Origin of the sequence: Wandonia haliotis, from assembly GCF_039523435.1 — a bacterium.
Taxonomy (GTDB): domain Bacteria; phylum Bacteroidota; class Bacteroidia; order Flavobacteriales_D; family Crocinitomicaceae; genus Wandonia; species Wandonia haliotis.
In genome coordinates, this window is sequence record NZ_BAAAFH010000003.1 from 1101026 (window position 1) to 1127808 (window position 26783).

Sequence of the window (26783 nt, forward strand, 5' to 3'; positions counted from 1 at the left end):
TTCAATAGAGTCAGTAGTATGTAACTTTTAATTAATTAAGTGTTATTTGAGAAAATACAAACTATGAATTTAAAACTATTTACCTGTTCATTTTTTAGTCTGATTTTCCTTTCATCGGCAATAAAGTTGCCGAAGACATTGCGAGAGGAGTATAAATTGATTCCGGGTGGTTTGGCAAAAGTTGATTCAGATACGCTGTCTCTACAGACATACTATATCAAGACGTATGAAGTTTCTAACCGCGAATATAATCAGTTTTTGAGGGAACTAGAGGAAAATGGAACTGAAGAAGAACGGAGACAAGCGAGGATCAGAAATGAGAATTGGAATTCAGAATTCGAAAATATGAACCTGAAAACATTTTCGGAGTTGTATCACACACATTCTGCTTTTGCTGATTATCCGGTGGTGAATATTACGTTTGAAGGAGCAAAACTCTATTGTAAATGGGTTGAAAAAAAGATCAACGAGGAGCTTAAGAAAGCGGGTGTACGGGTAAAGGTAAGGTTGCCCGAACGGGCAGAGCTGATTCGTGCCGGAGCAGGTGATGATTTATGGAGTTCGTATGCATGGAAGGGGGCGTATATGCGTAACGCAAAAGGAAATTTTCTTTGTAATTTCACCTGTATTCCTCAGTCATTTGTTACACGAGATGAAGAAGGAAGTCTTACAGTTGTAGAAGGGAACAAGTTTTCTGAAGAAAAAGAAACGTACTTGATAGCACATAAAAAGAGTTACTGGCCTTCTGAGTTTGGTGTCTATAACCTGAATGGAAATGTTTCGGAAATGACAGCACGAGAAGGAGAGGCTGTAGGTGGTTCCTGGAGTGATTTGGGGTATGATGTTCGTTTACAAAGTTTATCTTCATATCAGGAAACTTCTTGTAAAGTTGGTTTTAGAGTAGTTTTTTCAATATAGTCATAGATAACACATTGATTTGTAAAATGACTAAAACTAGTCGTAATCGTTTGCGAAGGTACAGTGAGCATTATCTTTTCTACACGGTAGCAGGGGGGATACTATGGTCTGTTCTAAACTACTTATTGCTTTTTGAGCAATTGAATAAACATATGTGGTTTATCGTAACTGCGTTGGTACTTTTTATTGTGATATGTACAATACTTTTGGTTCATTTGGTGATTTATTATCCGTTCAAGAATGTACACGTCCGGTTTTTAATGCCATGTATACTTTTTATGATTCCTGTTTGTATTAGTATCATTTACGAAGAGTTTTTACTGCTTAGGTTTTTTGCTTTCTTTCCAGGGTTATATTTAATTTTGGGCGTTTATCACAGTAAGGATTACAGACGACTGCAATATGCAGAACAAAAAAGACATTTTGAAAAATAGTCAAATAGGAAAGAAAGCTATATTTCAAAATTGATTCCGGGGGATATTTCTATTCGAAGTGTGACAGGTACTCATATTCTGATGAATAATCCGTATCTTGCGCCGCATTTATAATACAACGTATCATGGAAAAAGAACTGGCAGCGCGTAGTGGAAATGTGTGTGAACTTTGTGGAGCAACAGAAGGACTGAAAGTATTTGTTGTTGAGCCGAAACCGGGAAGTAGTCCGGATGAATGTATACATGTTTGTACAACTTGTTTTAGCCAGTTATCAGATGAAGAAGAGATTGAGGCCAATCATTGGCGTTGTTTAAATGACAGTATGTGGAACGAAACTCCGGTAGTGAAAGTTGTTGCCTGGAGGATGTTGAACAAACTTAAGTCAGAAGGATGGCCGAATGATCTTCTTGATATGTTCTACATGGATGAAGAAACCGAAAAGTGGGCTAAATCAGGAGTCGATGCTGAAAATACGCCTAAACATGTGGATAGTAACGGCGCTGAGTTATTTGCCGGAGATTCGGTTGTTCTGATTAAAGACCTGAAAGTCAAAGGAGCTAATTTCACGGCAAAAAGAGGAACCGCGGTTCGTAATATTACACTTGTTCATGATAACCCTGAACAAATTGAAGGAAAAGTAGAAGGACAACGTATTGTAATCCTTACGCAGTACGTGAAGAAATAAGCATCAGTTATTTCCCGAAAAAGAATTGTGTGAGCATTACACCAAGGGCGTAAAATACGACAATGCTCATATATAGAAGCCCGTATGATCGATAGCCTTGCTTGCGAAAGTATATGTAATTTCCTAACCCGAAGAGGATGGCAAACGGAATGGGATAGACAAGTATCTCAAACATATTTTACGCTACTTCTTCTTCGCTAATTGGAATTCCAAACTGCGTCAGGTGATGGGTGATGTGTTTGGATTGAAGACGCTGCCACTGATCAAAAGTTAACTCTCCGAAATAGGGGTGTAAGTGCTTTGCAGTAGGATTCTCTTCATAATAATCCAGATAGTCGACCCACTCCATGGTAAATTCATCGATTGCCAACTCCAGTTCTTCATGTCGGAGCGTAATCTCTTTGGGTACAAATGCAGCTTTAAACTCTTTCGGAAAAGGATGTTCACTATCCAGAAACCCCTGGGCTTTTTCAATCTGATCTTCTTTGATTTCCAGAGGGATTATCAGTTTCCCGTAAGACATTTTGACGCCATCCGTTAGGTGTTCTACCATTTCCTGAGCAGACATTGTTCCCCACAAAGGCTGAGCATCTGATTTAAGCTGATCAAGATGATGTAAGATTGTTACAAGATCTGGTGTTATATAGTTCATATTAAGCATAATTTTCTCCGACAACAATTTGTAAAGCTTTAGGTTGTACACGGATTTTTATAGGATTAGAAAGTGATACGGGTTCTCCATCTGCATGGAACCGGCTTGATTTGGTCGAAATCTTTGCTTCTTCAAACCGGAATGTCTGAACCAACCTCGATGTATGCGCTTTTCCTTTAAAAAAATCACGAAGAATAAACGGAACCTGAAAAAGGTTAGGTTTACGTAGTAAAATTAATTCAAACTTCCCGTCCTGAGCATCTGCAAAGGGAGAAATACGGAAACTATTTCCAAATTCGGAGATATTTGCAATACTGGCCATAAAAGCCTTTTGCCGGATAACTCTTCCATTGCCAAATTCAATTTCAAATTCCTGTTGTCCATACCTGAAATATTCCTTCAGTACTAGCAGAATATATCCGCGAATCCCTCGCTTTTTTCGTTTGACAAACTTTCCCGAAATATGTCCGTCAAATCCAAATCCGGCAACTCCGAGAAAATACTTGTGGTTCAACATTCCAACGTCAACCTGACGAATTTTCATTTGATTAAGTGTAAGGATTGCCTGTTTTATTCGTACGGGAATATCAAAATGTCTGGCGTATCCGTTTCCGGAACCGGTGGGTATGACAGCCAGGATGGTATCGGCATTTATCAATGCCATTCCTATATTGTGTACAGATCCGTCACCACCAACAGCACAGACAACATCGTATCCATCGTGCACAGCTTCTTTTGCCAGTTTATAACCGTGTCCACTGTATTTTGTAAACTTGATCTCAGCATCAAATTTTACGTCATCCAGGTAGGATGATATAAGCTCAGGAATATTATGTTTCCTGCTTACCCCCGATTTGGGGTTGATAATGAAGAGAACACGCTTTTTCATTCGTTTACTCGGAAATGTGTGTCTTGTTTAGTCTTAAATCATTATTGAAGTGCTGAATGATAGCTTTCAGGAAGTTTTCATACTTCTTATACGGTGTTTCTTTCAGCAAATCTTTTTCAAGCGACAAATCTAGTTGAAAATTGAATAACTGTTTCGTTTTTTCATTGGTGTATGTAAAAAGATAGTTATCCATGAACAATTGATACGTTCCTTCCAGATACGTTATAGCATAAGGAGGATACTCTCTGGATAGAAAAGATTGTCCGTATGTATAAATCGTTTCTTTAAACCCTAACAGGTCAGCAAGACTGGGGTAGATATCAATTTGCTGAAAAATTTCGTTCTGTTCTTTAGCTGGAATTTTACCGGAAGGAGAGTAGAATAAAATTGGAATTCGATACATTCCGATTCGCTGCCCGTAATAGTCAGACCAACTGGCAGGTGTGTGATCAGCAACAAATACAAAAACAGTATTTTCATACCAGTCCTGCTTTTTCGCTTCTTCAAAAAACAGGCGTAGGGAAAGATCAGTGTAATTGATAGAACGGCAAATCGGATGAGGGCCTTTACGAAGTTGGCTCTTGAACTCATCAGGTACTTTATAGGGGTGATGTGAGCTCAATGTGAATAAAGTCGATAGAAAGGGTTGTTTTTCTTTGCTGAGTTGCCGGGCTGTCCATGGAAGAAACTTGTGGTCGTAAATTCCCCAGGTTCCATCATTATCTGCTTCATTATTGTATTCTGTCCTTCCAAAATAACTGTCATATCCCACAAGGGCTGAGAAACCGGCAAAATTCATAGAGCCGTTGGTAGCACCATGGAAGAAAGAGGTTGAATATCCCTGCTTCTTGAAAAGATTCCCGATTCCGGTTAATTTGTTGGATGAATAGCGGGAAGAAATATAAGGATTGTCTAAAAAACCGGGTACAGAAGCAAGGATTGCCGGTACAGCTTCAATCGATTTTTTCCCATTAGCAAAACTGTTCCTGAAGAAAAGTCCTTGTGAACATAATGAATCGAAAAAAGGTGTAAAACTTTTATTATTCTCGTCTTTCCCCACCCATTCATTCCCAAAACTTTCAAGAATGATTATCATCACGTTTGTTGAATCGGGAAGTTGGATCTCTGTTTGATCTCCGGTTTTTCGAATCGGAGAAAAAAGTTGTTCAGCCCTTTCTTGTTTAAAGAAACGAACCGGTTCGAGTCCGTTCTCATTAAACGACTTAATCATAGTGAAAGCAGTGTTTATGACAAACGCCGTGTTTTCAGGTCGCGTATATTGTGCTGCATTAATCACACTTACCGGTTTCAGACCGAAACCTCCCCGTCCTGTCACAATAAAAACCGGGATCAGAATAATAAGACTGATGATTTGAGGGCGAAATCGTTTGTCTGAAAAATTTCCAAATATTCGAAAGATGATCCGGAAAGCTTTATCAGATAGAAAAAGAAGAACAATATAAATGAGTATTACCCACCAGAAATCAATAATAAATGTTTCCCAGAGCCGGTTCATGTCCTGTTCATACCCTACCATCGAAAACAAATCAAACGTGGAGCGTTTAGAAGTGTATTGAAAATAAATAACATCCATCAGGTTGATACCGATAGCTAATCCGTTGGTGATGAAAAACAAAAACCGGAATACATATTGGTAATATTTGTTCCCTCTAAAACGAACGGGAATCAACCAAAGAAGGATGAACGGGTAGAAAACAAGAGAAATGGTTATAACATCGAACCAAAGGGCAGCTACTAAGTCAAGAAAACCAACCTCGGGAAATGCATGCTGATTAACCGCATAAAAAAGAATCTTGGTAAAGGATAATCCTACCAGGGTTACTCCCATTAATAGGAACAGAATCCGAACATGTGCTGGAATGGATTTCATTGCTACAAAACTAGCAAGAATATTAACAGAAAAACAGGAATCAAATTGCTTGCTTTCGGAAAAATAGTTAACTTTCAGAAAAAGAAGGATTGTGAAAGATAATAATATTACGTTCAGGCAGGTAATCAATATCTTATTGATTGTACTCCTACTTATTTTTGTAGCTCAAAACCTTGAACAGATTAAAGTAAGTTTTCTGTTCTTCGGATTTTCAATGCCGTTAGTAATTCTGATCGCAGTAGTGTTCCTGATTGGATATCTTTCAGGAGTTTGGACAAGAAAGCCGCCCAAAAAAAACTAAGAATTACGCCGGAATTCGGAAAGTAAAATTCCCGTTGCTGTCGATACATTCAAGGACTCACCTCCTCCGAAACGAGGAATGAGAACAGGTTTTGTTATGTAGGGAAGTACTGCCGGAGATATGCCGTTTCCTTCATTTCCCATAACAAGTATCCCATGGAAGTCAAGTGGTTGCTGATAAACAGATTCTCCTTCCAGTAAAGCACCGTATACCGGAAGAGATGTTTTTGTCAGTAAATCCTCTAGGGGATGATAAACTACCGGAACACGGAATACGGCGCCCATCGAAGATTGTACAACTTTCGGATTAAAAAGTTCTACACAGTCATTACTACAGACTACCTGTTTAACACCAAACCAGTCAGCAAGACGAATAATAGTTCCCATGTTTCCGGGATCCTGTATGCCGTCCAGAAAAAGCATAAAAGATTGTTCAGAATAGTGTAATTCAGGTTGTTTGAATACAGCCAGAATACCTTGGGGGGTTACGGATTTTGTTAGTTTGGAGAATGTAATTTCGTCTGTGATTTCAAAGGGAACACTTTTTGATACATTGTTTTGATCGAGATACGTTGTAGTGACAACAAGTAAATCAAGATAGTCGGAATGCGATTCTAAAAGTTCGGTAACACTTCGTCTTCCCTCAACGACAAATCGTTTGTGGAGATCCCGCTGTTTCTTTTGCTGAAGAGAGCGGATAAACTTTATTTGGTTTTTGGATAGCAACGGAAACTATTGTTTTTCTATTTTTGTTAAACGATTCGCGATGTGAAATTAGTAAAACAACCACATATTATCCTCTTTTTACTCCCTTTTTTGATAGGATGTAAAATCACGCGTCATGTTCCCGAAGGTCGTTATCTGCTGAAAAAAAATGAAATACATGTTTCCGGTGATAAAGTGGATGAAGATGAAATGTCTGAGGTACTTCGAATTCATCCGAACAATAAATACCTGGGGTTGAAAATACGTCTGACCTTATACAATTCGGTAGATAGTACCAAAGTCAGCGAAAAGCGAATCAAAAAAAATAAAAAATTAAGAGAGAAGAATGCGAAAATCCGCGCGAAAGAAAAACGGATCAATGAAAAGCGAATCCAGAACGCGGTAGAGAAAGGAAAGGAAACCTATAGACGCAAGACGCTTGATCTTAAAGATACACTCGAACCAAGACGTTTTTTCAGAGAATGGTTGAAGTATGGAATAGGTGAGCCACCAGTTATCCTCGATACGTCTCTTGTTAACCGATCTACCGGACAGTTAAGTCTGTGGCTCAGGAACAGGGGGTATTATTATGCATCAGTACGTGATACGGTTATCTATAAGCCGAAAAAGAAAAAGGCGATTGTTCATTACTATATAGAAACAGGCAAGCCGTTTCTGATTGATAGTATTTATTATCTGTCAGCGAACTCACGGGTAAATAAAACAATTGAAAACTACCTGAGTTCAAATGATGTATTTACTAAGAAAACAAAGTTTGATAGTGATCAGTTGGATGGACTGCGGAGTAAGTTGGCAAGAGAAATGAGAGATAATTCATTCTATGAGTTTTCACCTAATCACATCTATTATACAGCTGATACTAATGCGACTGATCTTACCGTTGCTTTGGGTATAGGAGTAAAAGAAAAATCAGTAAGAATCAGAAAGGACAGTGATTCAACGATTCAACGCCCGCATGTTCAATACAAAGTCGGAGATGTGTACTTTCATCTTGCTGATACAATACACTATGACGGGAATTTTAAACAAAGAGTCGATGAATTGGACCTTCCGTTGACAAAAGACTATTTCTTACAAACGCTGGATACTTTTTTCTACGAGCCGGACAATGTCAAGAATGCTGAAGTAAGAAAAGCGTACTTCCTTTATAATGGTAAGTTGACCATCAAGCCTCAGATTCTTGAAATGAGAAACTACCTGGAGCATACCCATTGGTATAGAGGGTATTACCTGGAGCGTAGTTACTCTCAGTTACTTGATATGGACGTCTTTCAGGCAATAAAACCGGTACTGGTGGAACGGCAAAATGAAAATAAGGTTGATGTTCATTATTATCTCATTCCGGCAAAAGTACAGACATTTACATTTGAACCGAGAGCAACGAATTCCAATGGTTATCTGGGGGTTTCCGCATCGATCAATTATTCGCATAAGAACCTGTTCAGAGGGGCAGAAAAGCTTACAATTTCATTTGCCGGAGGTTTTGAGTCTCAACCTCCTATTTTTGATGAAGACATCTCCGGTCAGAAAATAAAGACGGCATCCCGAAGTTTTAACACATTTGAGTTTGGACCAACCATCAAACTTGAAGTGCCTGGCTTGAGACCTGTACCTCCGGTTGTCTTTTCAAAGAGACAGGCGACAAAAACAGAGGTTTCATTGGCTTATAACTTTCAGAGAAGAGCTGATTTTGAAAGGAATTTGTTTCAGTTGAACTATTTGTGGAAATGGTTGTCAGGTAAAACGCAGGCGTTCCAGATGGGGTTACCCTTTCTGACAGGGGTGAAATATGTGGGGATTAAAAAGTCAGCCTTCTTCGAAGAACAGTTGAACATATTGAACGACTTGTTCTTACAAAATGCCTATTCGAATCAGTTTATTTATCATGATTTCCGCTTGAATTACAACTGGTCCAATGTGAAGCTGGATAATACAAAGCATATTATTAGTTATAACGCTTCGTTTGATCTTGCCGGAAATCTTCTGGATTGGTTAAATACAAATAAAGAACCGAATGATTTGGGAGTTAGAGAGGTCTTCGGAGTGCCGTTTAGTCAGTTTGTAAGACTGGATAATGAATTAAAATTCTATCAGTATATCAGCAAGAAAAAATCACTGAACTACAGATTGCAACTTGGGGCAGGTTTGCCTTATGGTAACTCAAAAACATCACTTCCTTTTGATTACGCCTTTTTCGCGGGAGGAACCAATGATAACAGAGGGTGGAGAGCGAGGGAGTTAGGTCCCGGGGGGTATAAATACTATCTGGATTCGAACCGGACAGCAACGCAAATAGGTGATATCCGCATCGGAGCTTCTGCTGAATACCGTTTTAATATTGGTTCGGGTACACTATTTAAAGGGGCCGCTTTTTTAGACGCGGGGAACGTTTGGTCATTGCGTGAAGATGTTAACCGTCCGGGAGGTCAGTTTACTTCTGAGTGGTATAATCAATTAGCTGTAGCGGGAGGGGTAGGGCTTCGTCTGGATTTGAGCTTCCTTATTATCCGTGTGGATGTGGGGATCCCTTTGAGAAATCCTGCATTACCGAAAAACGCAAGATGGATCTTTAATTCAAGAGAGCCGTTTTACCAGGAGTTAGAAGAATTCTACGGTCCGAACTACAAAACCGAAAGTGGGGTAGCAATGCCATTCACACCGCGATTCCACGTGGCAATTGGTTACCCATTCTAAAGGAGCAAAATGTCCGGTAGTCTTTTTTAGCCTCTTAACAAAAGTAAATGGTATATTTTATTACTTTTGTCGACTTGAAAAAGTAAGAAATTAGCATGGGACATTCAATAAAGCCGGGTGTAGCAACCGGAGAAGAGGTTAAAGAAATATTCAGATACGCAAAAGAAAAAGGGTTTGCTTTACCTGCTGTAAACGTAACCAGTTCTAGTACGGTGAATGCTGTTATGGAAACGGCTGCGAAATTGAATTCACCTGTTATTATTCAGTTTTCAAACGGAGGAGCACATTTCTTTGCAGGAAAAGGTCTGTCCAATGAGAGTGAACGTGCGACGATAGCAGGGGCAGTAGCCGGTGCAAAGCATATTCATGAATTGGCAGAGTTATACGGAGCAACCGTTATTCTACATACCGACCACTGTGCGAAAAAATTACTTCCATGGATTGATGGTTTACTGGACGCAAGTGAAAAGCACTTTGAGCAGACCGGAAAGCCATTGTACAGTTCTCATATGATAGATTTGTCTGAAGAACCAATCGAAGAAAACATTGAAATTTGTAAGCAATACCTTACAAGAATGTCTAAGATGGGGATGACATTGGAAATCGAGTTGGGGATTACCGGAGGAGAAGAAGACGGAGTTGACAATACCGGAGTTGATAGTTCCAAGTTGTATACACAACCGGATGAGGTAGCATTTGCGTATGAAGAGTTAATGAAAATCAGTGATAAATTTACGATTGCAGCAGCTTTTGGGAATGTTCACGGAGTATACAAACCCGGAAACGTCAAACTGGAGCCGGTGATTTTGAAAAACTCACAAGAATATATAAAAGAGAAGTTTAATACAGGTGATAATCCGGTTGATTTTGTATTCCATGGCGGATCAGGGTCAACGTTGGAAGAAATCAGAGAAGCAATTGGATACGGTGTCATCAAAATGAATATTGACACCGATTTACAATTTGCATTTACAGAAGGAGTACGCGATTATGTGGCGGGGAAAATTGATTACCTGAAAACGCAGATCGGTAACCCGGAAGGAGATGATGTTCCGAATAAAAAGTATTACGACCCTAGAAAATGGATGAGAGAAGGAGAGTTGACTTTTGTAAAACGATTGGAACAGGCTTTCGCTGATTTGAACAATGTAAATACACTTTAATCACCGAAGAAAAAAAGATTATATGGGTTGGTTCAAAAGAAACAGAGAAGGGATAACGACATCTACCAAAGAAAAGAAAGAGACTCCGGAAGGTCTTTGGCACAAGTGTCCCAGATGTAAGACAGTAATTACATCTGAAGATCACAAGAGTAATATTTACGTTTGTGATCGTTGTTCATACCATGACAGAATTGGTGCGGAAGAGTATTTTCAGTTTTTATTTGATGAAGGTAAATACACGGAGTTTGATAAAACGCTGAAATCAGGTGACCCGCTTAAATTTGAAGATACTAAGAAGTATACGGAAAGAATTAAGCAGACGGTAAAGAAGACAGGATTGAACGATGCAATCCGAACAGCTCACGGAACGATTGATGGACACGATATTGTTATTGCAGCAATGGATTTTGCTTTTATCGGTGGGTCTATGGGATCGGTTGTCGGTGAAAAAATTGCGCGTGCAATTGATCAGGCAATCCAGAAAAAATGTGCCTTTATGATTATTTCAAAATCAGGAGGAGCACGTATGATGGAAGCAGGTATTTCATTAATGCAGTTAGCAAAAACAAGTGGTAAATTAACACAATTGGCGGATAATAAGTTGCCTTATATCAGTTACCTTACTGATCCTACTACAGGTGGAGTAACGGCTTCTTTTGCTATGTTGGGAGATATAAATATTGCAGAGCCGGAAGCATTGATCGGTTTTGCCGGGCCACGGGTTGTTAAAGAAACCATTGGTCGTGATCTTCCGGATGGATTCCAGACAGCGGAATTTGTATTGGAACATGGCTTCCTGGATTATATTGCAGACAGACGTGAGGTGAGAGAACAAATCGCCTTGTCATTGAAATTGTTTGCAAATTAATAACGGATATAAAAAAATAGTGTATCTTTGCCGCGTCTTTCCGGGTGTGGAAGGCTACATAAAAATTATTTAAAGAATATTGGAATGTATTTAGATTCAGAAAAGAAAAAAGAAATTTTCGCAAAGCACGGAGGAGCAGAAACAAATACAGGTTCTGCAGAAGGTCAAATCGCATTGTTCTCATACAGAATCAGTCATTTGACAGAGCACTTGAAAAAGAACCGTAAAGATTACGGAACACAAAGAGCACTTCAACTTCTTGTTGGTAAAAGAAGAAGCTTGTTGGATTATTTGAAGAAAAAAGATATCGAAAGATATAGAAATATCGTTAAGGAGTTAGGACTACGTCGTTAATAACCTGGCGAAACTTATTGGAAGAGGGGGCAATCGATTCAGTTCGACTGTCCCCTTTGTTTTTAAAAAGTAAATAAAGAATATGAATATAGGAATGAGAAAATCAATTGTCACCGGAGGTAAAGAGATATCCGTGGAGACAGGAAAACTGGCAAAACAGGCAGATGGGTCTGTTGTTGTCAGAATGGGAGATACGATGCTGCTGGCTACAGTAGTCTCTGCTCCTGATGCAAAAGAAGGAATAGACTTCCTTCCACTTACAGTAGATTATAGAGAAAAATATTCTGCAGCAGGAAGATTTCCTGGTGGTTTTTTCCGTCGTGAGGCACGTCCTTCTGAAGCAGAAATCCTGGTTATGCGATTAGTGGATCGCGCATTGCGTCCGCTTTTCCCGGATGATTACCATGCAGAAGTACAGGTGATGATTCAGTTGTTGTCTTTTGACGAGGAGAATAACCCGGATGCACTATGTGGTCTTGCTGCTTCAGCAGCAATTGCTATATCTGATATCCCTTTTAACGGACCTATGTCTGAGGTGCGTATCGGACGTATCAACGGAGAATGGATTATCAATCCGACTATTTCTCAGATGAAGGAGTCGGATGTTGATATGATGATTGCAGGTACGATGAAAGACGTGAATATGATCGAGGGAGAGTTCCACGAAATTTCAGAAATTGAGATGGTGGAAGCGATCAAAATAGGGCACGCTGCAATTAAAGAACAGTGTCAGTTCCAGTTGGATCTTGCTGCTGAAGTAGAAGGAGCAAATCCAAAAAGAGAATACTCTCACGAAACACATGACGAAGAAGTACGCACAAAAGTATACGACTTCGCTATGGATAAGTGTAAAGAAGTAGCTCGTCAGGGATTGGCTGATAAAGCGAAAAGATCCGAACTGTTCTCTGCTATTAAAGAAGAACTGGAAGGACAGTTTACAGAAGAAGAACTGGAAGAAGTAGGAGGATTGGTTTCAACATATTTCTCTGAAGTAAAGAAGAAAGCAGTTCGTTCGGTAATGGTTCACGAAGGAAAGCGCCTGGATGGACGTAAATTTGACGAGATTCGCCCAATCTGGAGTGAAGTAGATTACTTGCCAAGAGTACATGGTTCAGCAGTGTTCACACGTGGAGAAACTCAATCGTTAACAACTCTTACCCTGGGAGGTAAAATGGATGAGCAAATGATTGATGGTGTAATCTTCAAGGGAACGGAGAACTTCATGTTACACTATAATTTTCCACCATTCTCTACAGGAGAAGCCAGACCATTGAGAGGGACTTCACGTCGTGAGATCGGTCACGGAAACCTTGCATTGCGAGCTTTGAAATTAGTGTTGCCACAAGAATTCCCTTATACCATTCGATTGGTGTCTGATATCCTTGAGTCAAATGGTTCTTCATCTATGGCTACTGTTTGTGCCGGAACACTTGCGTTAATGGACGGTGGGGTTCCGATTACAGCACCTGTTTCAGGTATTGCCATGGGATTGGTTGCTGATGAAGGAAAGTTTGTTGTTCTTTCAGATATTCTTGGAGATGAGGATCATCTTGGAGATATGGACTTCAAAGTGACTGGTACAGCTAAAGGTATTACTGCTTGTCAGATGGATATCAAAGTAGATGGTCTTCCATACGAAATCCTTATTCAGGCATTGGAGCAAGCGAAAGCAGGACGACTTCATATTCTTAATAAGATTACGGAAACAATTGCGGAGCCAAATACAGATCTTAAGCCATATACACCAAGAATAGAGGCCTTCAAAGTTCCGAATGATATGATTGGAGCAATAATAGGTCCTGGAGGTAAAATCATACAGGCACTTCAGAAAGAAACAAATACGACGATTACTATCGAAGAGTTGGAGAGCGGAGAAGGTAACGTTCAGATTCTTTCGAATAATGCTGATGATATGGCAGAAGCAGTTAAGCGAATCCGATTGATCGCTTTCCCTCCTACAGTGGAAGAAGGAGAAACGTATAAAGGAAAAGTGAAATCTGTTCAGGCATACGGAGTATTTGTGGAAATTCTTCCCGGAACAGATGGACTAATTCACATTTCTGAATTCAATCACGACAAGATTGAAAAAATGGAAGACTTTGCAAAAGAAGGAGACCTTCTTGAATTCAAAGTTGTTGGAAGAGATCCTAAAACAAAAAAATGGAAACTTTCCAGAAAAGTGCTTCTTCCAAAGCCCGAAAAGAAAGCGTAATAAGCTGAAAAATAAACAGAAAAGATCCCTGCAGTTAAATTGCGGGGATTTTTTTTGCGTCGTAGGGTTGAAATCGATAAGTTTGGTAAACCAATTTAAAACGTATGAACAGGAAATCACTACTTACATTTTTAGTTTGTTTTTCATTTTTACCATTTCTCAATGCCCAGACAGAATACAGCGCCTACACGGCAGTGGGAAAAGGGGTGGCAACAACTTTTCTTACGGATTATCAATCGTTGGGGATTAATGTTTCTGCATTAGGATACGGAACAGGATACTCGGGTAAGAGAAGTACAATTGGAACAACCGAATTTTCTCTGGGTATGTATTCTCCTCAACTTACAAAAGAGGGATTGAAAAACACGTTTCAGGATATTTGGGACGCTGCTTTTAAGAATGACAAATCAGGGTTCAATTGGGACGAGAAAAGAGAAGCTGCGGCACGTTTTGTAGAATCCGATTTTCATTTGAATTTTGATTATAACTGGTTGGGATATTCTTTCCAGAGTGAAAAATTTGGTGGAATAGCCATTTCAGTGCGAGAGAGATACCAATTTCAGTCCAAATTTAACGAGACTACAACAGATATCCTCTTCAGAGGTTCACTATCCAACTATTTTGATTCTTTGACGATTGTTTTTGGTTCAGATACTTCCCGGATTGCAAACGGAAACTATTCACAGGATACATTGAATGCGGTGATTGAAGGAACGGCATCTAATCCTCTGAGAGTTTCGGAACTGACAGACGGCTCCAGAGTTAAGTTCGTGTGGAACCGGGAGTATAACATCGGTTATGGGAGAAAACTTTTCGGAAGTGACTCCTCTTTTGCTTTATATGCCGGAGTCGGAGCGCGTTTCATACAATCAATGGCAATGACAGATTTTGAATCGGATGGAAACACCGTTCGATTCCATTCATCTACCTCCCCTTCATACGGAATTGATTTCGGGGCAGCAGCGGCTTCCAACCCATCAGCCTATACTAGTTCAGGGAATATGCCATCAATGGTTGGTGCCGGATATGGTCTGGATTTTGCGCTGAGCGCCAAGTTTCTGAAGGTGTTTACAGTGGCAGCAGCTGTAAATAATATCGGTGCTGTGACATACAACAGAAATGTGTACACAATAAAAGATACACTTGTTTCTTCTGTTCGGCTTAATGGCTTGGAAGATTTTAATGTTACACAAAGTGTAAATCAGTTGCTATCTGACGGAGGGTTGGTACAAGCGGAAGGACAGAGAAAATACGTTGTTAATAATCCGGCTACCATACGTTTGGGGGCAAGTTATAAATTTAAAGAATTGCTTCATGTAGGAATTGATGTAGTAGCTCCTTTTAACAGGGATTCTCCGGGAAGTATTAAAAATCCTGTCTGGGCACTGGGGGGAGATATTCGTCCTTTAAAGTGGTTACAATTAAGCTTAGGTTTTTATGGTGGAGGAAACTACAAAGCACATATACCGGTTGGGATTAATTTTATTTTGAAAGGCGGAGCGTATGAATTTGGATTTGCATCACGCGATGCACTGGTTTTCTTCCTCAAAGATGCCAATTCAATTTCTGCGGCATTTGGTTTTGCTCGAATTCGATTCTAATAACCGGTGGAGGTTTCGATACACATCTTAAGTTCGTTTACAATAAGGCAGGTCGCTCCCCAGACGATTTTTCCTGAAATAGAAAAAGCGGGGACATTTTTTATCCGAATACCTGCCTGAGCTTCGACAGTGGTGGATATGAGATTGTCGGGAACAATGATTTCTTCCAGATTAAAAGGAATGATTTCATGAACTTCCCGGGCATCCGGCGTGAAAACAGGGTACTGCTTTTCTGTAATGAATACATGTGGATATACAAGAAACTTACTTACCGGTATATAAACGGGACTGAGCTGACCGATGAAATGAATAGCAGCATCATGGAATCCGATTTCCTCCTGCATTTCACGTAGGGCCGTCGTAATAAGATTTTTATCTGTCAAATCCCGTTTCCCTCCCGGAAATGCAATTTGTCCGGAGTGGACGCCCTCATAAGTCGGACGTTCAATAAGAACTGACTTCCACAGACTGTCTTCCTTGTAAAGAAGAATGGCTACACTACTCTCTCTGTAATCAGAAGCTTTGGGTAATAATTCGGAAGTGAGCGGACGAAAAGGGATCATATCTTTGTGAGCTGTTTCTCCCGGCAGATTCCCCGACCGGATTAGTCGGCATAACTCCTGAATACTTCTGTCGTTCATGAAATCAAATATACATTAAAAACAGGTGGCAGAGACGTCCGATACAAATTAAGTCCTACTTTTGGAATATGGATGTGGAACGTGCCAAAATTTTATTTAACTGTCCGGAAGATACCGATCCGCAGGAGATGTATGAGGAAATTCTGTTCGAGGTAAAAAAGCAACTGACAACACGACCTGCAGTTCCGAAACTATTCTTGAAAAAAGCCATTGATTTGCAGGGAAAGCATGAGGCAGCTCTCTTGCTTTTCGGGGAATTAGAAATTTTTCGGGTGCCGGAAAACAAATTAAATGAAACGGAGTTTACGGGGGAGTGGGGAAAGGACTATTCGAAGTTGATGCAAATCAGGAATAATTATAAGTTGTTGATTATGTCCTCAGGTTCCGGTGAACAGATTGTTCATCTTGTAAAAGAATGGATGAATTGGGAAAAGAAATTTTGTAAGCAGTTTGCTACTATTTTCACAAAAGAAGAAGCAGAGGGAATTTTTGTGTCTAAAGAAAATGATCCGATGCTTTTGCTTGAGGGGTTACAGCAGGTAAAGGGTAGGGATAGAGTAGAAGAATTAAGTAGAAGTAAGAATCAACTGCCGGATATACTTCAAAACGAATTGAAACGATTAACTTTGTTGCTGAATTATTTAGAATGAGCGAGAATAGTAATAATAACGTGTTTCAGGGCTTGTTGGAAAAGCTCAGAAATGAGGAATGGCCAATGGTGTATTTATTCAAATTTATTATGCCAAACGAACCGGAAATCATCAGTAGAGTTTCAGCTTTATTTAGTGGAGAAAATGAGATGGTTATGCATCCTTCCGCTAATGGAAATTATACTTCTGTTACGGTAAGAGAGACGATGACTTCACCGGAAGAAGTAATAACGATCTACGAAAAATCATCAGAAATTAAAGGAGTAATTACATTATGATATTAGCTGTTGACTGGATGCAGTATTCCATTTACTTTTTATATGCCACGTTGGGTATATTGTTATTCTATATCGGGTATCGGTACCTGGTTAGGAAGTGGAGTCGCAATTATATTCCTAAGGAGAATTATGTAACGCTTCTTTCGTATGAAAAGTATGCGGCTTCAGGAGAGATCACTTTATATTTCGAAGTTTTTAAAAATAAAGAGATTGAGTTCTTTATCAGTAATCCCTCAGGGGAAAAGCTTGTATCGATCTACAAGGGGATATGCAAGCCGGGAGGTCATCAATTCAAAGTTGACACCGCCCAGTTAACAGACGGGGATTATTATTATACTGTGATAACAGATAATCAACGTATCGAAAAGCTATTGCGCGTTCGGAATAATCAGAATAAATAAGTAAAAGTGAGTTTGATGTCCGGATGAATACTTTTAGCCACCGGACAGGCTTCAGCCGCTTTTTGAACTTTCTTCTGGGTTTTTTCATCCCATTTGTTTTCACTGAAATCAAGATTTACATGTAATTCGCCTACTCGTCTTGGATCTGAGTACATTACTTTTTCCACAGTACCTTCGCAATGAGAAAAAGGAATGGAGTGATTTTGGCAAAATATACCAACGATAGTTTGCATGCAGGTGATAAGAGAGGTTGCTAACAAGTCTGTCGGAGAGAAAGCTTCTCCCTTACCATTATTATCTGTCGGGGCATCCGTCTGAATAACAGAACCCGATTGCATATGTGTACATTGCGTGCGTAAATTTCCTTCGTATACTACTTTTGCCGTTGCCTTCATGACGATAAACTATTATTGGTTAACTTTGTTAAATTAAACGATGAAATGTTCGCTAAAAATAGTGTTTTTTATTCTCATTTTATCACCTGTTTTATCTTTCGGTCAGTTGCCGTTAGATGAGAAAGGGGAGGGGCTGATGAGAAGAGAAGTGTATGGAGGTGTAACATTTGCCACACACGGTTGGGGGATTGGAGTACAGTATCATAAACAAAAGAATTACAGATACAAACATTCTTTTGGTGTCCGAATAACAAACATCAGGCACCCGAAAGAGACCAAATCTTTCTCGTCTTCATTTGAAAAGTCGAAAGGCTATTATTATGGTAAAATGAATTCTGTTGTTGCAGTCCGACCATTCTATGGAGGGAAAAGGGTTCTTTTTGAAAAGACAAGACATCAGGGAGTGGAAATTAACCTGATTTGGGGAGTAGGTATTTCACTGACGTTAATGAAGCCGGTGTATTTGAAAATTAAAAAATTTGATTCGGAAACAAACGAATTCATAACTATAGAAGAACGGTATGATCCTGAAAACCATCATCCGGAAAATATTTTTGGGAGAAGTAACTGGTTTAAAGGATTAGGTGATAGTAAAATTACAGCAGGACTGTTTTCTAAGTTTGGATTTTATTTTGACCTGAGTGCTAAAAGAGAGTTTATTTGGGGAGTTGAATTAGGAGGGTTGCTGGATGTGTATGTTCAGAAAATCCCGATAATGTACAATTCATCTAATACGTTTATTTATCCGGCACTGTACGCAAATATTGTGCTGGGAAAACGACTAATGTAGAGAGGTAATGGAAGTAAAGGAAACAAAAAGAACAAAGATTGCGAAACCGAAATGGTTAAGGGTAAAACTTCCTACCGGAGAGAGTTACCGAAATGTTCGCAATATTGTAGATGAACATAAATTACATACAATATGTGAGTCGGGAAGTTGCCCGAACATGGGAGAATGCTGGGGAGAAGGAACAGCTACATTTATGATCCTTGGAAACATCTGTACCCGGTCATGTGGGTTTTGTGCTGTGGTAACAGGAAAGCCACTTGAAGCGGATCCTTTTGAGCCGGGAAGAGTAGCCAATTCGGTGAAGTTGATGGGGGTTAAACATGCAGTTCTTACCTCCGTAGACAGGGATGATTTAAAAGATGGTGGTTCGGAAATCTGGGCACAGACTGTGCGTGCGATCAGACACCAGTCTCCCGGGACTACCTTAGAGACATTAATTCCCGATTTTGCGGGTAAATGGGAAAACCTTCAGAATATAATTGATGTTGCTCCGGAGATTGTTTCTCATAATCTTGAAACAGTACGAAGACTGACAAAACAAGTGCGTATTCAGGCAAAATACGATCGGAGTCTTGAGGTATTATTTCGTTTGAAAAAAGGAGGGATGCGGACAAAATCAGGTGTTATGTTGGGGCTGGGAGAAACGCACGAAGAAGTCCTGGAAGCGATGGAGGATCTCAGAAGTGTTGGGGTTGATATTCTGACATTGGGGCAGTATTTACAACCAACACCAAAACATTTACCTGTTGCTGAATTTATCACTCCTGAACGGTTTGCGGAATATAAAGAGGTAGGACTGAAAATGGGATTCCGGTACGTAGAGAGTGGTCCTCTTGTGCGATCTTCTTATCATGCTGAAAAGCATATTTTTGATTTAGACTAGTATAAGATAACCGTATTTTTACAGAGCTTAGTTTTAAGCTGGAAGTGTTTTTTTGTAATTTTACTTAATTAAGAAGTAAAAAACACGGTCGTGTTTAGTAATTCGTGTAAAAAATAATTACTAAATTGGCACCTGCTTTAAGAATTATAAAAAGGAAATAACGAAGTTATGAAGCGAAACAAGTTGATTTTGGGTACCGTTTCTCTTGCTGCGGTGGCTGTTGCCGGAGTTATGGTCTCAGGTTTAAAAACTGAGGATTCCGGCTATGAATCGGTCTCCCTTACTGCTGCATCAGAGAGTAAGAAAATTGATGGGTTTAATCAGTGGTGGAAGGAACATCACATAAACTCCGAAACGGGTGAAATGATGACGACTGAGCAGTTTCAGCAAGGTCTTAGAGAGGCAAGAATGATAGCCTCATTTCAGCCAAAAGTTTCAGGATTCGACTGGAACGAACAGGGACCTGAAAATGTAGGGGGACGAACTCGTGCGATCCTTGTTGATCAGCAGGACGAGAATCACTTGTACGCAGCATCAGTGTCCGGAGGACTTTTTGAAACATTCAATAAAGGAAGCCGTTGGCACCGGGTTACTGACTGGGATGCATTTATGTTTATTACCTCAATGTGTCAGACAGCAAACGGAACTGTATTTGTAGGGACGGGAGACTCTCGTGATTTCTCAGAATCGTCATTCGTAGGAGGACGAGGAGTATGGTACAAAACAACAGGTTCTTCAGGATGGACACAGGTTCCCGGAACTTCAAGTGCGAATATCGGAGAATTGGTTTCTTCAGGAAATAATAATACAATCTTCTTTTGTGGACCTGGTCAGGGGCTACAAAAGTGGACAATCGGTGATGCTAGTGTTACCAGCTTAGGTGCAGCTCAGGGCTTGCCAAATGGTAGCTGTTCAGAAGTTGAAATGTCAAAAGACGGACAAGTTATCATTGCGTTTTATAGTACCGGAGCAAGAGTAATGGTGTCTACAGATGGTGGGCAGAACTTTACACAGGTTTCTGGAAGTGCTTCAGGAGCAACTATTCCTTCCGGATCAGGTTCTCGTTTTGAATTCACGATTTCTCCTCAGCGAGTAAACGGAGAATATATTTGTTATGCTGCAGGAACAAACGCATATACAGGAGGAGTTTTCCGTTCATCGGATAGTGGTAGAAACTGGTCTCAAATTGCACCGGGAACGAACGATGAGTCTTCTCAGGTGAACTTCTACGGAACAGGTCAGGGGATTTATAACAGTGTTGTTAAAACAGATCCGACGGATTATGATCGTTTGATTCTTGGAGGTGTAGACCTGTATGAGTGGCAACTTGCTACAAGTGCACCTGTGACAGGAGGTTGGCAACAACTTTCATTATGGTTTGCAGCAGAATGGTCCCCAAGTTATGTTCACGCGGATAACCATGATATCGTTTTCGATTCTCAAAACAGAATGTACATAGGAAATGATGGTGGTATCGGTATTTCTGATGATTTAGGAGCTACATTCTATCCTTCAAACAGAGGATATAATACAGTTCAGTTCTATTCTTTGGCGCACGATGGTAGTGGTCGTCTTTTAGGAGGAACGCAGGATAACGGTACGATCTATAATAGTAAAAATAATGCTTACCCAATGGAGTTCCGTGAAGCTTTGGGAGGTGATGGATTTGACGCTGCAATTTCTTTCTACAATCCAAAAGTAATGTTTGGATCTGTTTATTACGGACAAGTAAGAAGATCAGGGGATATGGGACAGTCATTTACACAGTTTATCCCTGATTATGTAGGATATGGTACTCCTGGAATCGGAAACTCTAATTTCCCGTTCAGAACAATGCTATCATTAGGTGAGTTCCTTGATCCTAACTCGAAAGATTCAGTTCTTTTCTTCCCAAGAGCTGACTATACTGCAGGAACAGAGATCAAAGTTCCTAGTTTGGCAACAGGAGATACTATTCGATATACGCTTCCAAATGATGTTTATTTTGATGATACGGTGCATTTTGAGCCGAGTCTTACAATGACCGATTATAAAATTACAGATGCAATAAGCGGAGCTATCTATCCACTTTATGATTTGGATTATACTCCTTTCCCAACAGCTTCAGGTAATGTTCCTCCTGCAATCGGAGATTCACTTCTTGTTGATTTTGGAGCTGCTTCAAATGATACAATAGTTGTGGAGAGTGTGCAGCCATACGATCGTTATTTTGGTCAGCACCCTGTAACAGGTAAGATCATCGACCTGGAAGAAGCTCAGTTTGAGTTGGCTGTTTCTTGGGATACATTGCATATACAGGATCCTTTCCAGTCAATTTTTGTAACGTATACTTCTAGAAACGGTGGAGAGTTGTACGCAACCCGAGATGCATTGCGTTTGGCTTCGTCAAATCCAAAATGGTCTCAGATTGTTACTGGTATAGGTTCAATGGGGAACGTTGGAGAAATTGAGTTCTCTGCAAACCTTGAGCACATGTATGTGGCTACATCATCAGGTGTATTCCGTATAGATGGTTTAAGAGATGTGTATTCGACAGAAGAAGATTTCCTTGACAGAACAGACCTTCGAAAAGGTGGTGGAGCTCCGGCAATTACAGCTACAAGAATTTTCAACGGTTCTGTTTCCGGATTATCAGTAGATCCAAGAGATCCTGGGCACGTTATTATTGCACGTTCAGGAACTGGAGGCGGACGAGTGTTCGAATCTACAACTGCTGATATTGATGGAACTGCAACAGGTACAGGTTCTTTTGTAAATATTTCAGGAAACTTATCTAGTAACGTTGTATGTTATGATGTGTTAGTAGATCGTGCAGACGAAAACCTTATTTTGGTTGGAACAGACTTCGGTCTTTGGTTTACAGATAACGGAGGTTCTTCATGGACCTATTCTTCTGAAGGTTTCGGAGAAGTTCCTGTAACACGAATCAAGCAAAACTGGAGAGAAGGTCAGGAAGGATGTTTCCGTCCGGGTGAGATCTATATTTCTACATTTGGTCGTGGAATGTTCGCTTCGGAAACAGTTTTGAGTTTACCGGATGACGCAGATTACTTCAAAGGACCAGAGGCTCATAAATCGACAATTAATGTGTACCCGAATCCAATGAATATGAACGGTACAATTTCTTTCGAATTGAATAGTAAACAAGATGTGTACATTGATGTATATTCAATTTCGGGTCGCCTAATGAAGAGAATTACCAAATCAGATATGATTGCAGGTAAGCATAATGTTCAGTTTGGCGTAAATGAGCTTGCTAACGGAACTTATATCATTCGTATGAGAGCGGGTGACAGAGTGGAGTCGGCGAAGTTCATCAAACAATAGATACTTCTTATTCCTTTTGAAGGGCAGCCAATCGGCTGCCCTTTTTTATTTGTGATCAAAGCTTTTTTGTATATTTAACTCTAAAAGAGTATAATTATGAATAAAGGAATCAGAAATATCCTTTCTATTGTTTTGGGATTACTTATCGGTGGAGTGGTAAATATGACAATCATTACATTTAGTCATCTGATTGTTGCTCCCCCGGAAGGTGCTGATGTCACTACAATGGAAGGGTTAAAAACGGCTATGCTTGAGTTCGAGTTTAAACATTTTCTGATGCCGTTTTTAGCACATGCTTTGGGAACTTTTGTTGGTGCTCTTTTGGCTGCAATGATTGCTGCTACACGAAAGCTTTCGTTAGCGATGGTTGTTGGGTTTGCCTTTTTGGCTGCAGGAATAGCTGCCGTAATTATGTTGCCATCACCACTTTGGTTTAGTATTACGGATCTTGTATTAGCGTATATTCCTATGGCATACCTGGGGTATAAATTAGGGTCGAAAAGAAGCCTTGCAGCCTAAGCCCGTTGATGGGGGCTTTTCCATTTGAAGGAAAAGTGGTGAGGTGAAAGTAAAGTATTTTTTTATAACTTTATAATTCACCTAACCAACCTGAAATGATAAAAGAAGACTTGTTACACTTCCTTTGGAAGTCTCATTTAATACCCAAGAACGGAGAAAAAACAACAGACGGAAAGAATTTGGATATTCTTTCGGTGGGAGTCTTGAATAAGGATAATGGTCCTGATTTTTTACTGGCAAAGATCAGAATCGATAATGTACTGTGGATCGGAAGTGTAGAGATACATCTAAAATCCTCGGATTGGTTCCGGCATAATCATCAACATGATAAAAGGTATAATAATGTGATTCTACATGTTGTACTTGAGGAAGATAGACCGGTACATAATACAGTAGAAGAAATCCCTTGTTTGGAAGTACATAAATATCTGCACCCGGCTATCATCAAAAGATATAAAGAGCTGCAGGAAGCATCAGTTAAGATCCCCTGTTCAATATATGACTCGTCAGGATTTGATGAAGAATTTCAATTTATGCGCGACCGCTTGGTAAATGAACGTCTGTTTAGAAAAACAAGTCATTCTGATTTTAGAAACAAATCGAATAAAGAAATCCTTCAGCGATTGATTTTTATAGCTTTTGGTAGCAAGAAGAATAAAGATGCCTTTGCAACTTTAGCAGAAGTAGTAAATTGGAATTTATTAGATCGTTGGAGTAATAAACCGGAGTATATTGAATTCTATCTGAAAAAGATATCTGGTCTTTTTGAAGCTGAAGAAGTAGATGAGATAGTGGTCAAGAAAATTGCATCCTACGCAACGAATACATTAGTGCCGGAGCATTGGAATACAAAAGCAGTCCGCCCTCTGAATCAGCCCAGAAATAGAATAATGCAATTGATTGAATTAATGAAGGACAGACGATCACTGTTACTTCTGATTACTGCCACAACACCGCATTCATACAGTGAAAGGATATATCTATTTCTACAGGAATTGAAAGACAAGCAGGGATATTCAGATTTCCTTATTAGTACTATTGCAATAAATGCATTGATTCCTTATGCTTATCTGAAGGGGTTAAATTCAGGAGAGGATAGTTGGATGGATTTTGTTTTCACGTATCTGGAAGATTGGAAACCAGAGAAAAATAGAATCATTGATTTGTATAAAGGAATGGGGGTACAGCCTAAAACAGCAGCTGATACACAAGCAATTTTGGAGTTAAATTCGTATTATTGCAGTAGTAAAAAGTGTACCCTCTGTAGTAGAGGAAAGAAATTGATGAGTGCATGAGATTAATTCAAAAGATATTGTTCTTTTTTGAGATGAGATCCTTTGGGGTTAGTACTTGGTGGGCAAGGAAGTTTGGTATCAAAACACATAAGGTACGATTGTTTTTTATCTATAGCACATTTGCAACTTTAGGATCAACCCTATTAATCTATCTGCCCATGGCTTTTATTTTGGAGAATAAGCATCTGTTGGGATTTAAGAAGAAAAAACCTACCATTTGGGAACTTTGACATGTTGAGAGTAAGAACATTCCGAAAAGTTTACCTGGCATTCCTGACAATTATAGCACTGCTGGTTACAGGTGTGCTTGGATTTATGGTTTTAGAAGAACTTACTTTGATAGATGCTCTTTACATGACTGTCATTACGGTCTCGACAGTAGGATTTGGAGAAGTGACTCCACTTTCAGTTGAAGGAAGAATCTTCACTATATTTCTTATTATTTCAAGTATAACAGCATTTGCTTATGCGGTTGCTCTGGTGACATCTCATATTGCAGAAGGAAACTTTGTAAGAGAAGTCAGGGCAAAGAATTTACGAAAACAGCTAACGAAGATGAATAATCATGTTATTATATGCGGTTACGGAAGAGTCGGCAAAGGAGCTGCACTTGATCTGGAAATGAATCATATTCCTCATGTCATAATTGATAGAAATCAAGAGTTGGAGGTCGGATTTAAGGACAAGGAAGCATTGTTTATTACAGGCGATGCTTCACGCGAGGAAATTTTAAATATGGCAGGGATTGATAAAGCGCGAGCATTGATTACCTGCTTACCGAGTGATTCTGATAACCTGTATGTTGTATTGAGCGCAAGAGAACTTAATAAAGACCTTTGTGTGATAGCCAGAGCTTCGAGACATGATGCGGTATCAAAACTGAAGTTTGCAGGAGCGACAAATGTAATTATGCCAGATACGGTTGGAGGAAATCAAATGGCAGCATTGGTAACCAATCCGGATTTAATGGAATTTCTGGACGTCATCAGATATGAGGGGAACCAGGGAATTAATGTGAAGTCTATTCTTGCCGCTGAACTCTCACAGGTATTTGTAGGAAAAAAAGTAAAGGAGGTAAACAGAGAGAGTATTTCTAATTGCCAGTTGATAGGAATTAAGACGGCAGGAGGAAATTATATCGTAAACCCGGAAGGTGATACATTATTGGAAGCAGACACGCGCTTGTTTTTATTGGGAGGTCAGGCACAGATTGAGGGACTTGAAAGAAGATTACAAAAAACATGAAACAAAAAATAGTCATTACAGGTGCTAACGGGTTGCTTGGACAAAAACTGGTTAAACTTTTCCTGCAAAATGGTGTTGACTTTATAGCGACCAGTAAAGGCGCAAATAGAAATGAAAACTGCCCGTCAGAAAGGTTTGTTCCATTGGATGTTACTAATGAACAGGAAGTGAATGAGGTATTGATGGAGGTTCGCCCGACAGCAATCATTCATACAGCGGCAATGACCAATGTGGATCAGTGTGAAAGTGATCGCGACGGATGTGATCGCCTGAATGTGGATGCAGTGGAATTTCTGTGGAACACAGCTAAGAAAATGAATTGTCACTTTCAATTGCTATCCACCGATTTTATTTTTGACGGGGAGAAAGGAAATTATTCAGAAGAAGACCCGGCTAATCCGGTAAGTTATTACGGAGTCTCAAAATTAAAGGCAGAACAAATTCTGATAGATGATTCTTCTTCCGATAACTGGTCAATTGTAAGAACCATTTTGGTATATGGAACAGGAAGCAATTTATCCAGATCTAATCTTGTATTATGGGCGATGGCTACTTTGCCACAGGGAGGAGAAATGAACATTGTGAATGACCAGTTTCGTGCGCTTACCTGGGCAGATGATCTGGCACAAGGATGTTGGTTGATTGTCCTGAAGGGGCAAAAGGGAATTTTTCATATTTCAGGAAAAGACACGATGTCTGTATTTGACTGGGTAAAAAGAATCGCCCGCCATTTTGATTGGGCAGATACAAACGTTCACCCGATTTCTTCTTTAGGGCTTAATCAGCCGGCAAAACGTCCTCCGAAAACAGGGTTTTCAATCCAAAAAGCACAGAACTTACTGGGATATACTCCCGAATCTTTTGAAAAAACACTCGACCTCTTAAAGGAAGAACTATCATAAAAGGAATAAACATCATTACTCCTTTTAATCAAGTAATTAAGTTTTTTTATATTTACGAACTTGTTATTG

The 26783-nt window shown here is 39.7% G+C and carries 25 protein-coding genes; 19 read left to right on the forward strand and 6 right to left on the reverse strand.

Going from position 1 to position 26783, the window contains the following annotated elements:
* Positions 1–63: 63 nt before the first annotated feature.
* The gene (locus ABDZ97_RS05375; RefSeq protein ID WP_343785546.1) at positions 64–918 is read left to right on the forward strand and encodes a formylglycine-generating enzyme family protein; all 855 of its coding nucleotides are present in this window, start codon (positions 64–66) and stop codon (positions 916–918) included.
* Positions 919–1477: 559 nt separating this feature from the next.
* On the forward strand, positions 1478–2038 hold the full coding sequence (locus ABDZ97_RS05380) for a PhnA domain-containing protein (RefSeq protein WP_343785547.1): 561 nt from the start codon (positions 1478–1480) through the stop codon (positions 2036–2038).
* Between the two features lie 178 nt (positions 2039–2216).
* On the opposite strand, the gene ABDZ97_RS05385 is transcribed toward ABDZ97_RS05380, so the two are convergent.
* Genes ABDZ97_RS05385 through ABDZ97_RS05395 form a run of 3 tightly spaced genes read right to left on the reverse strand, consistent with a single transcriptional unit; the run spans position 2217 to position 5470 of the window.
* Positions 2217–2690, reverse strand: coding sequence for a DUF1569 domain-containing protein (locus ABDZ97_RS05385; RefSeq protein WP_343785548.1), 474 nt, complete (start codon positions 2688–2690; stop codon positions 2217–2219).
* A 1-nt stretch (position 2691) separates the two neighbouring features.
* The gene (locus tag ABDZ97_RS05390; RefSeq protein WP_343785549.1) at positions 2692–3579 is read right to left on the reverse strand and encodes a diacylglycerol/lipid kinase family protein; all 888 of its coding nucleotides are present in this window, start codon (positions 3577–3579) and stop codon (positions 2692–2694) included.
* 4 nt (positions 3580–3583) lie between these two features.
* Positions 3584–5470, reverse strand: coding sequence for an LTA synthase family protein (locus ABDZ97_RS05395; protein WP_343785550.1), 1887 nt, complete (start codon positions 5468–5470; stop codon positions 3584–3586).
* Positions 5471–5561: 91 nt separating this feature from the next.
* On the opposite strand from ABDZ97_RS05395, the gene ABDZ97_RS05400 reads away from it, so the two are divergent.
* On the forward strand, positions 5562–5771 hold the full coding sequence (locus tag ABDZ97_RS05400) for a LapA family protein (RefSeq protein ID WP_343785551.1): 210 nt from the start codon (positions 5562–5564) through the stop codon (positions 5769–5771).
* On the opposite strand, the gene ABDZ97_RS05405 is transcribed toward ABDZ97_RS05400, so the two are convergent.
* Positions 5768–6496 carry a TrmH family RNA methyltransferase gene (locus ABDZ97_RS05405; protein ID WP_343785552.1) on the reverse strand — a complete coding sequence of 243 codons (729 nt, stop codon included), beginning with the start codon at positions 6494–6496 and terminating at the stop codon, positions 5768–5770. The genes ABDZ97_RS05400 and ABDZ97_RS05405 overlap by 4 nt on opposite strands.
* A 42-nt stretch (positions 6497–6538) precedes the next feature.
* On the opposite strand from ABDZ97_RS05405, the gene tamL reads away from it, so the two are divergent.
* From tamL to ABDZ97_RS05435, 6 genes are all read left to right on the forward strand, one after another.
* Positions 6539–9190 (forward strand): translocation and assembly module lipoprotein TamL, encoded by a 2652-nt coding sequence (tamL, locus tag ABDZ97_RS05410; protein ID WP_343785553.1) that lies wholly within the window; start codon positions 6539–6541, stop codon positions 9188–9190.
* A gap of 95 nt (positions 9191–9285) precedes the next feature.
* Positions 9286–10353, forward strand: a complete 1068-nt coding sequence (gene fbaA / locus ABDZ97_RS05415) for a class II fructose-bisphosphate aldolase (protein ID WP_343785554.1) — start codon at positions 9286–9288, stop codon at positions 10351–10353.
* Between the two features lie 22 nt (positions 10354–10375).
* On the forward strand, positions 10376–11221 hold the full coding sequence (gene accD, locus ABDZ97_RS05420) for an acetyl-CoA carboxylase, carboxyltransferase subunit beta (protein WP_343785556.1): 846 nt from the start codon (positions 10376–10378) through the stop codon (positions 11219–11221).
* Between the two features lie 84 nt (positions 11222–11305).
* Positions 11306–11575, forward strand: a complete 270-nt coding sequence (gene rpsO / locus ABDZ97_RS05425) for a 30S ribosomal protein S15 (RefSeq protein ID WP_343785557.1) — start codon at positions 11306–11308, stop codon at positions 11573–11575.
* 82 nt (positions 11576–11657) lie between these two features.
* Positions 11658–13787 carry a polyribonucleotide nucleotidyltransferase gene (locus tag ABDZ97_RS05430; protein WP_343785558.1) on the forward strand — a complete coding sequence of 710 codons (2130 nt, stop codon included), beginning with the start codon at positions 11658–11660 and terminating at the stop codon, positions 13785–13787.
* A gap of 104 nt (positions 13788–13891) precedes the next feature.
* Positions 13892–15388 carry a DUF5723 family protein gene (locus ABDZ97_RS05435; protein ID WP_343785560.1) on the forward strand — a complete coding sequence of 499 codons (1497 nt, stop codon included), beginning with the start codon at positions 13892–13894 and terminating at the stop codon, positions 15386–15388.
* Here the strand turns inward: ABDZ97_RS05435 and ABDZ97_RS05440 are convergent.
* The gene (locus ABDZ97_RS05440; protein WP_343785561.1) at positions 15385–16029 is read right to left on the reverse strand and encodes an NUDIX hydrolase; all 645 of its coding nucleotides are present in this window, start codon (positions 16027–16029) and stop codon (positions 15385–15387) included. The genes ABDZ97_RS05435 and ABDZ97_RS05440 overlap by 4 nt on opposite strands.
* Before the next feature lie 68 nt (positions 16030–16097).
* Between ABDZ97_RS05440 and ABDZ97_RS05445 the strand changes: the two genes are divergently transcribed.
* The 3 genes from ABDZ97_RS05445 to ABDZ97_RS05455 are packed head-to-tail and all read left to right on the forward strand — an operon-like array spanning position 16098 to position 17358.
* Positions 16098–16679 carry a hypothetical protein gene (locus ABDZ97_RS05445; protein ID WP_343785562.1) on the forward strand — a complete coding sequence of 194 codons (582 nt, stop codon included), beginning with the start codon at positions 16098–16100 and terminating at the stop codon, positions 16677–16679.
* Entirely contained in the window at positions 16676–16957 is a 282-nt protein-coding gene (locus ABDZ97_RS05450; protein WP_343785563.1) for a DUF493 domain-containing protein, read from the forward strand. Before ABDZ97_RS05445 ends, ABDZ97_RS05450 begins: the two co-directional genes overlap by 4 nt.
* Positions 16954–17358: a hypothetical protein gene (locus tag ABDZ97_RS05455; protein ID WP_343785564.1), complete on the forward strand. Its 405-nt coding sequence runs from the start codon at positions 16954–16956 to the stop codon at positions 17356–17358. The genes ABDZ97_RS05450 and ABDZ97_RS05455 overlap by 4 nt, the downstream gene beginning before the upstream one ends.
* Here ABDZ97_RS05455 and ABDZ97_RS05460 read toward each other — a convergent pair.
* Entirely contained in the window at positions 17346–17753 is a 408-nt protein-coding gene (locus tag ABDZ97_RS05460; RefSeq protein WP_343785565.1) for an OsmC family protein, read from the reverse strand. The genes ABDZ97_RS05455 and ABDZ97_RS05460 overlap by 13 nt on opposite strands.
* Positions 17754–17793: 40 nt before the next feature.
* On the opposite strand from ABDZ97_RS05460, the gene ABDZ97_RS05465 reads away from it, so the two are divergent.
* From ABDZ97_RS05465 to ABDZ97_RS05495, 7 genes are all read left to right on the forward strand, one after another.
* Entirely contained in the window at positions 17794–18543 is a 750-nt protein-coding gene (locus ABDZ97_RS05465; RefSeq protein ID WP_343785566.1) for a hypothetical protein, read from the forward strand.
* Positions 18544–18550: 7 nt separating this feature from the next.
* Positions 18551–19426 (forward strand): lipoyl synthase, encoded by an 876-nt coding sequence (gene lipA / locus ABDZ97_RS05470; RefSeq protein ID WP_343785567.1) that lies wholly within the window; start codon positions 18551–18553, stop codon positions 19424–19426.
* Positions 19427–19594: 168 nt separating this feature from the next.
* Complete coding sequence (locus ABDZ97_RS05475) at positions 19595–22753, forward strand: T9SS type A sorting domain-containing protein (protein ID WP_343785568.1); 3159 nt, start codon at positions 19595–19597, stop codon at positions 22751–22753.
* Positions 22754–22849: 96 nt separating this feature from the next.
* Positions 22850–23272 (forward strand): hypothetical protein, encoded by a 423-nt coding sequence (locus ABDZ97_RS05480; RefSeq protein ID WP_343785569.1) that lies wholly within the window; start codon positions 22850–22852, stop codon positions 23270–23272.
* Between the two features lie 95 nt (positions 23273–23367).
* Positions 23368–24567 (forward strand): DUF2851 family protein, encoded by a 1200-nt coding sequence (locus ABDZ97_RS05485; RefSeq protein ID WP_343785570.1) that lies wholly within the window; start codon positions 23368–23370, stop codon positions 24565–24567.
* A gap of 231 nt (positions 24568–24798) precedes the next feature.
* Positions 24799–25812, forward strand: coding sequence for a potassium channel family protein (locus tag ABDZ97_RS05490; protein WP_343785571.1), 1014 nt, complete (start codon positions 24799–24801; stop codon positions 25810–25812).
* Positions 25809–26714 (forward strand): SDR family oxidoreductase, encoded by a 906-nt coding sequence (locus ABDZ97_RS05495; protein WP_343785572.1) that lies wholly within the window; start codon positions 25809–25811, stop codon positions 26712–26714. Before ABDZ97_RS05490 ends, ABDZ97_RS05495 begins: the two co-directional genes overlap by 4 nt.
* The last annotated feature ends 69 nt before the right edge of the window (positions 26715–26783 follow it).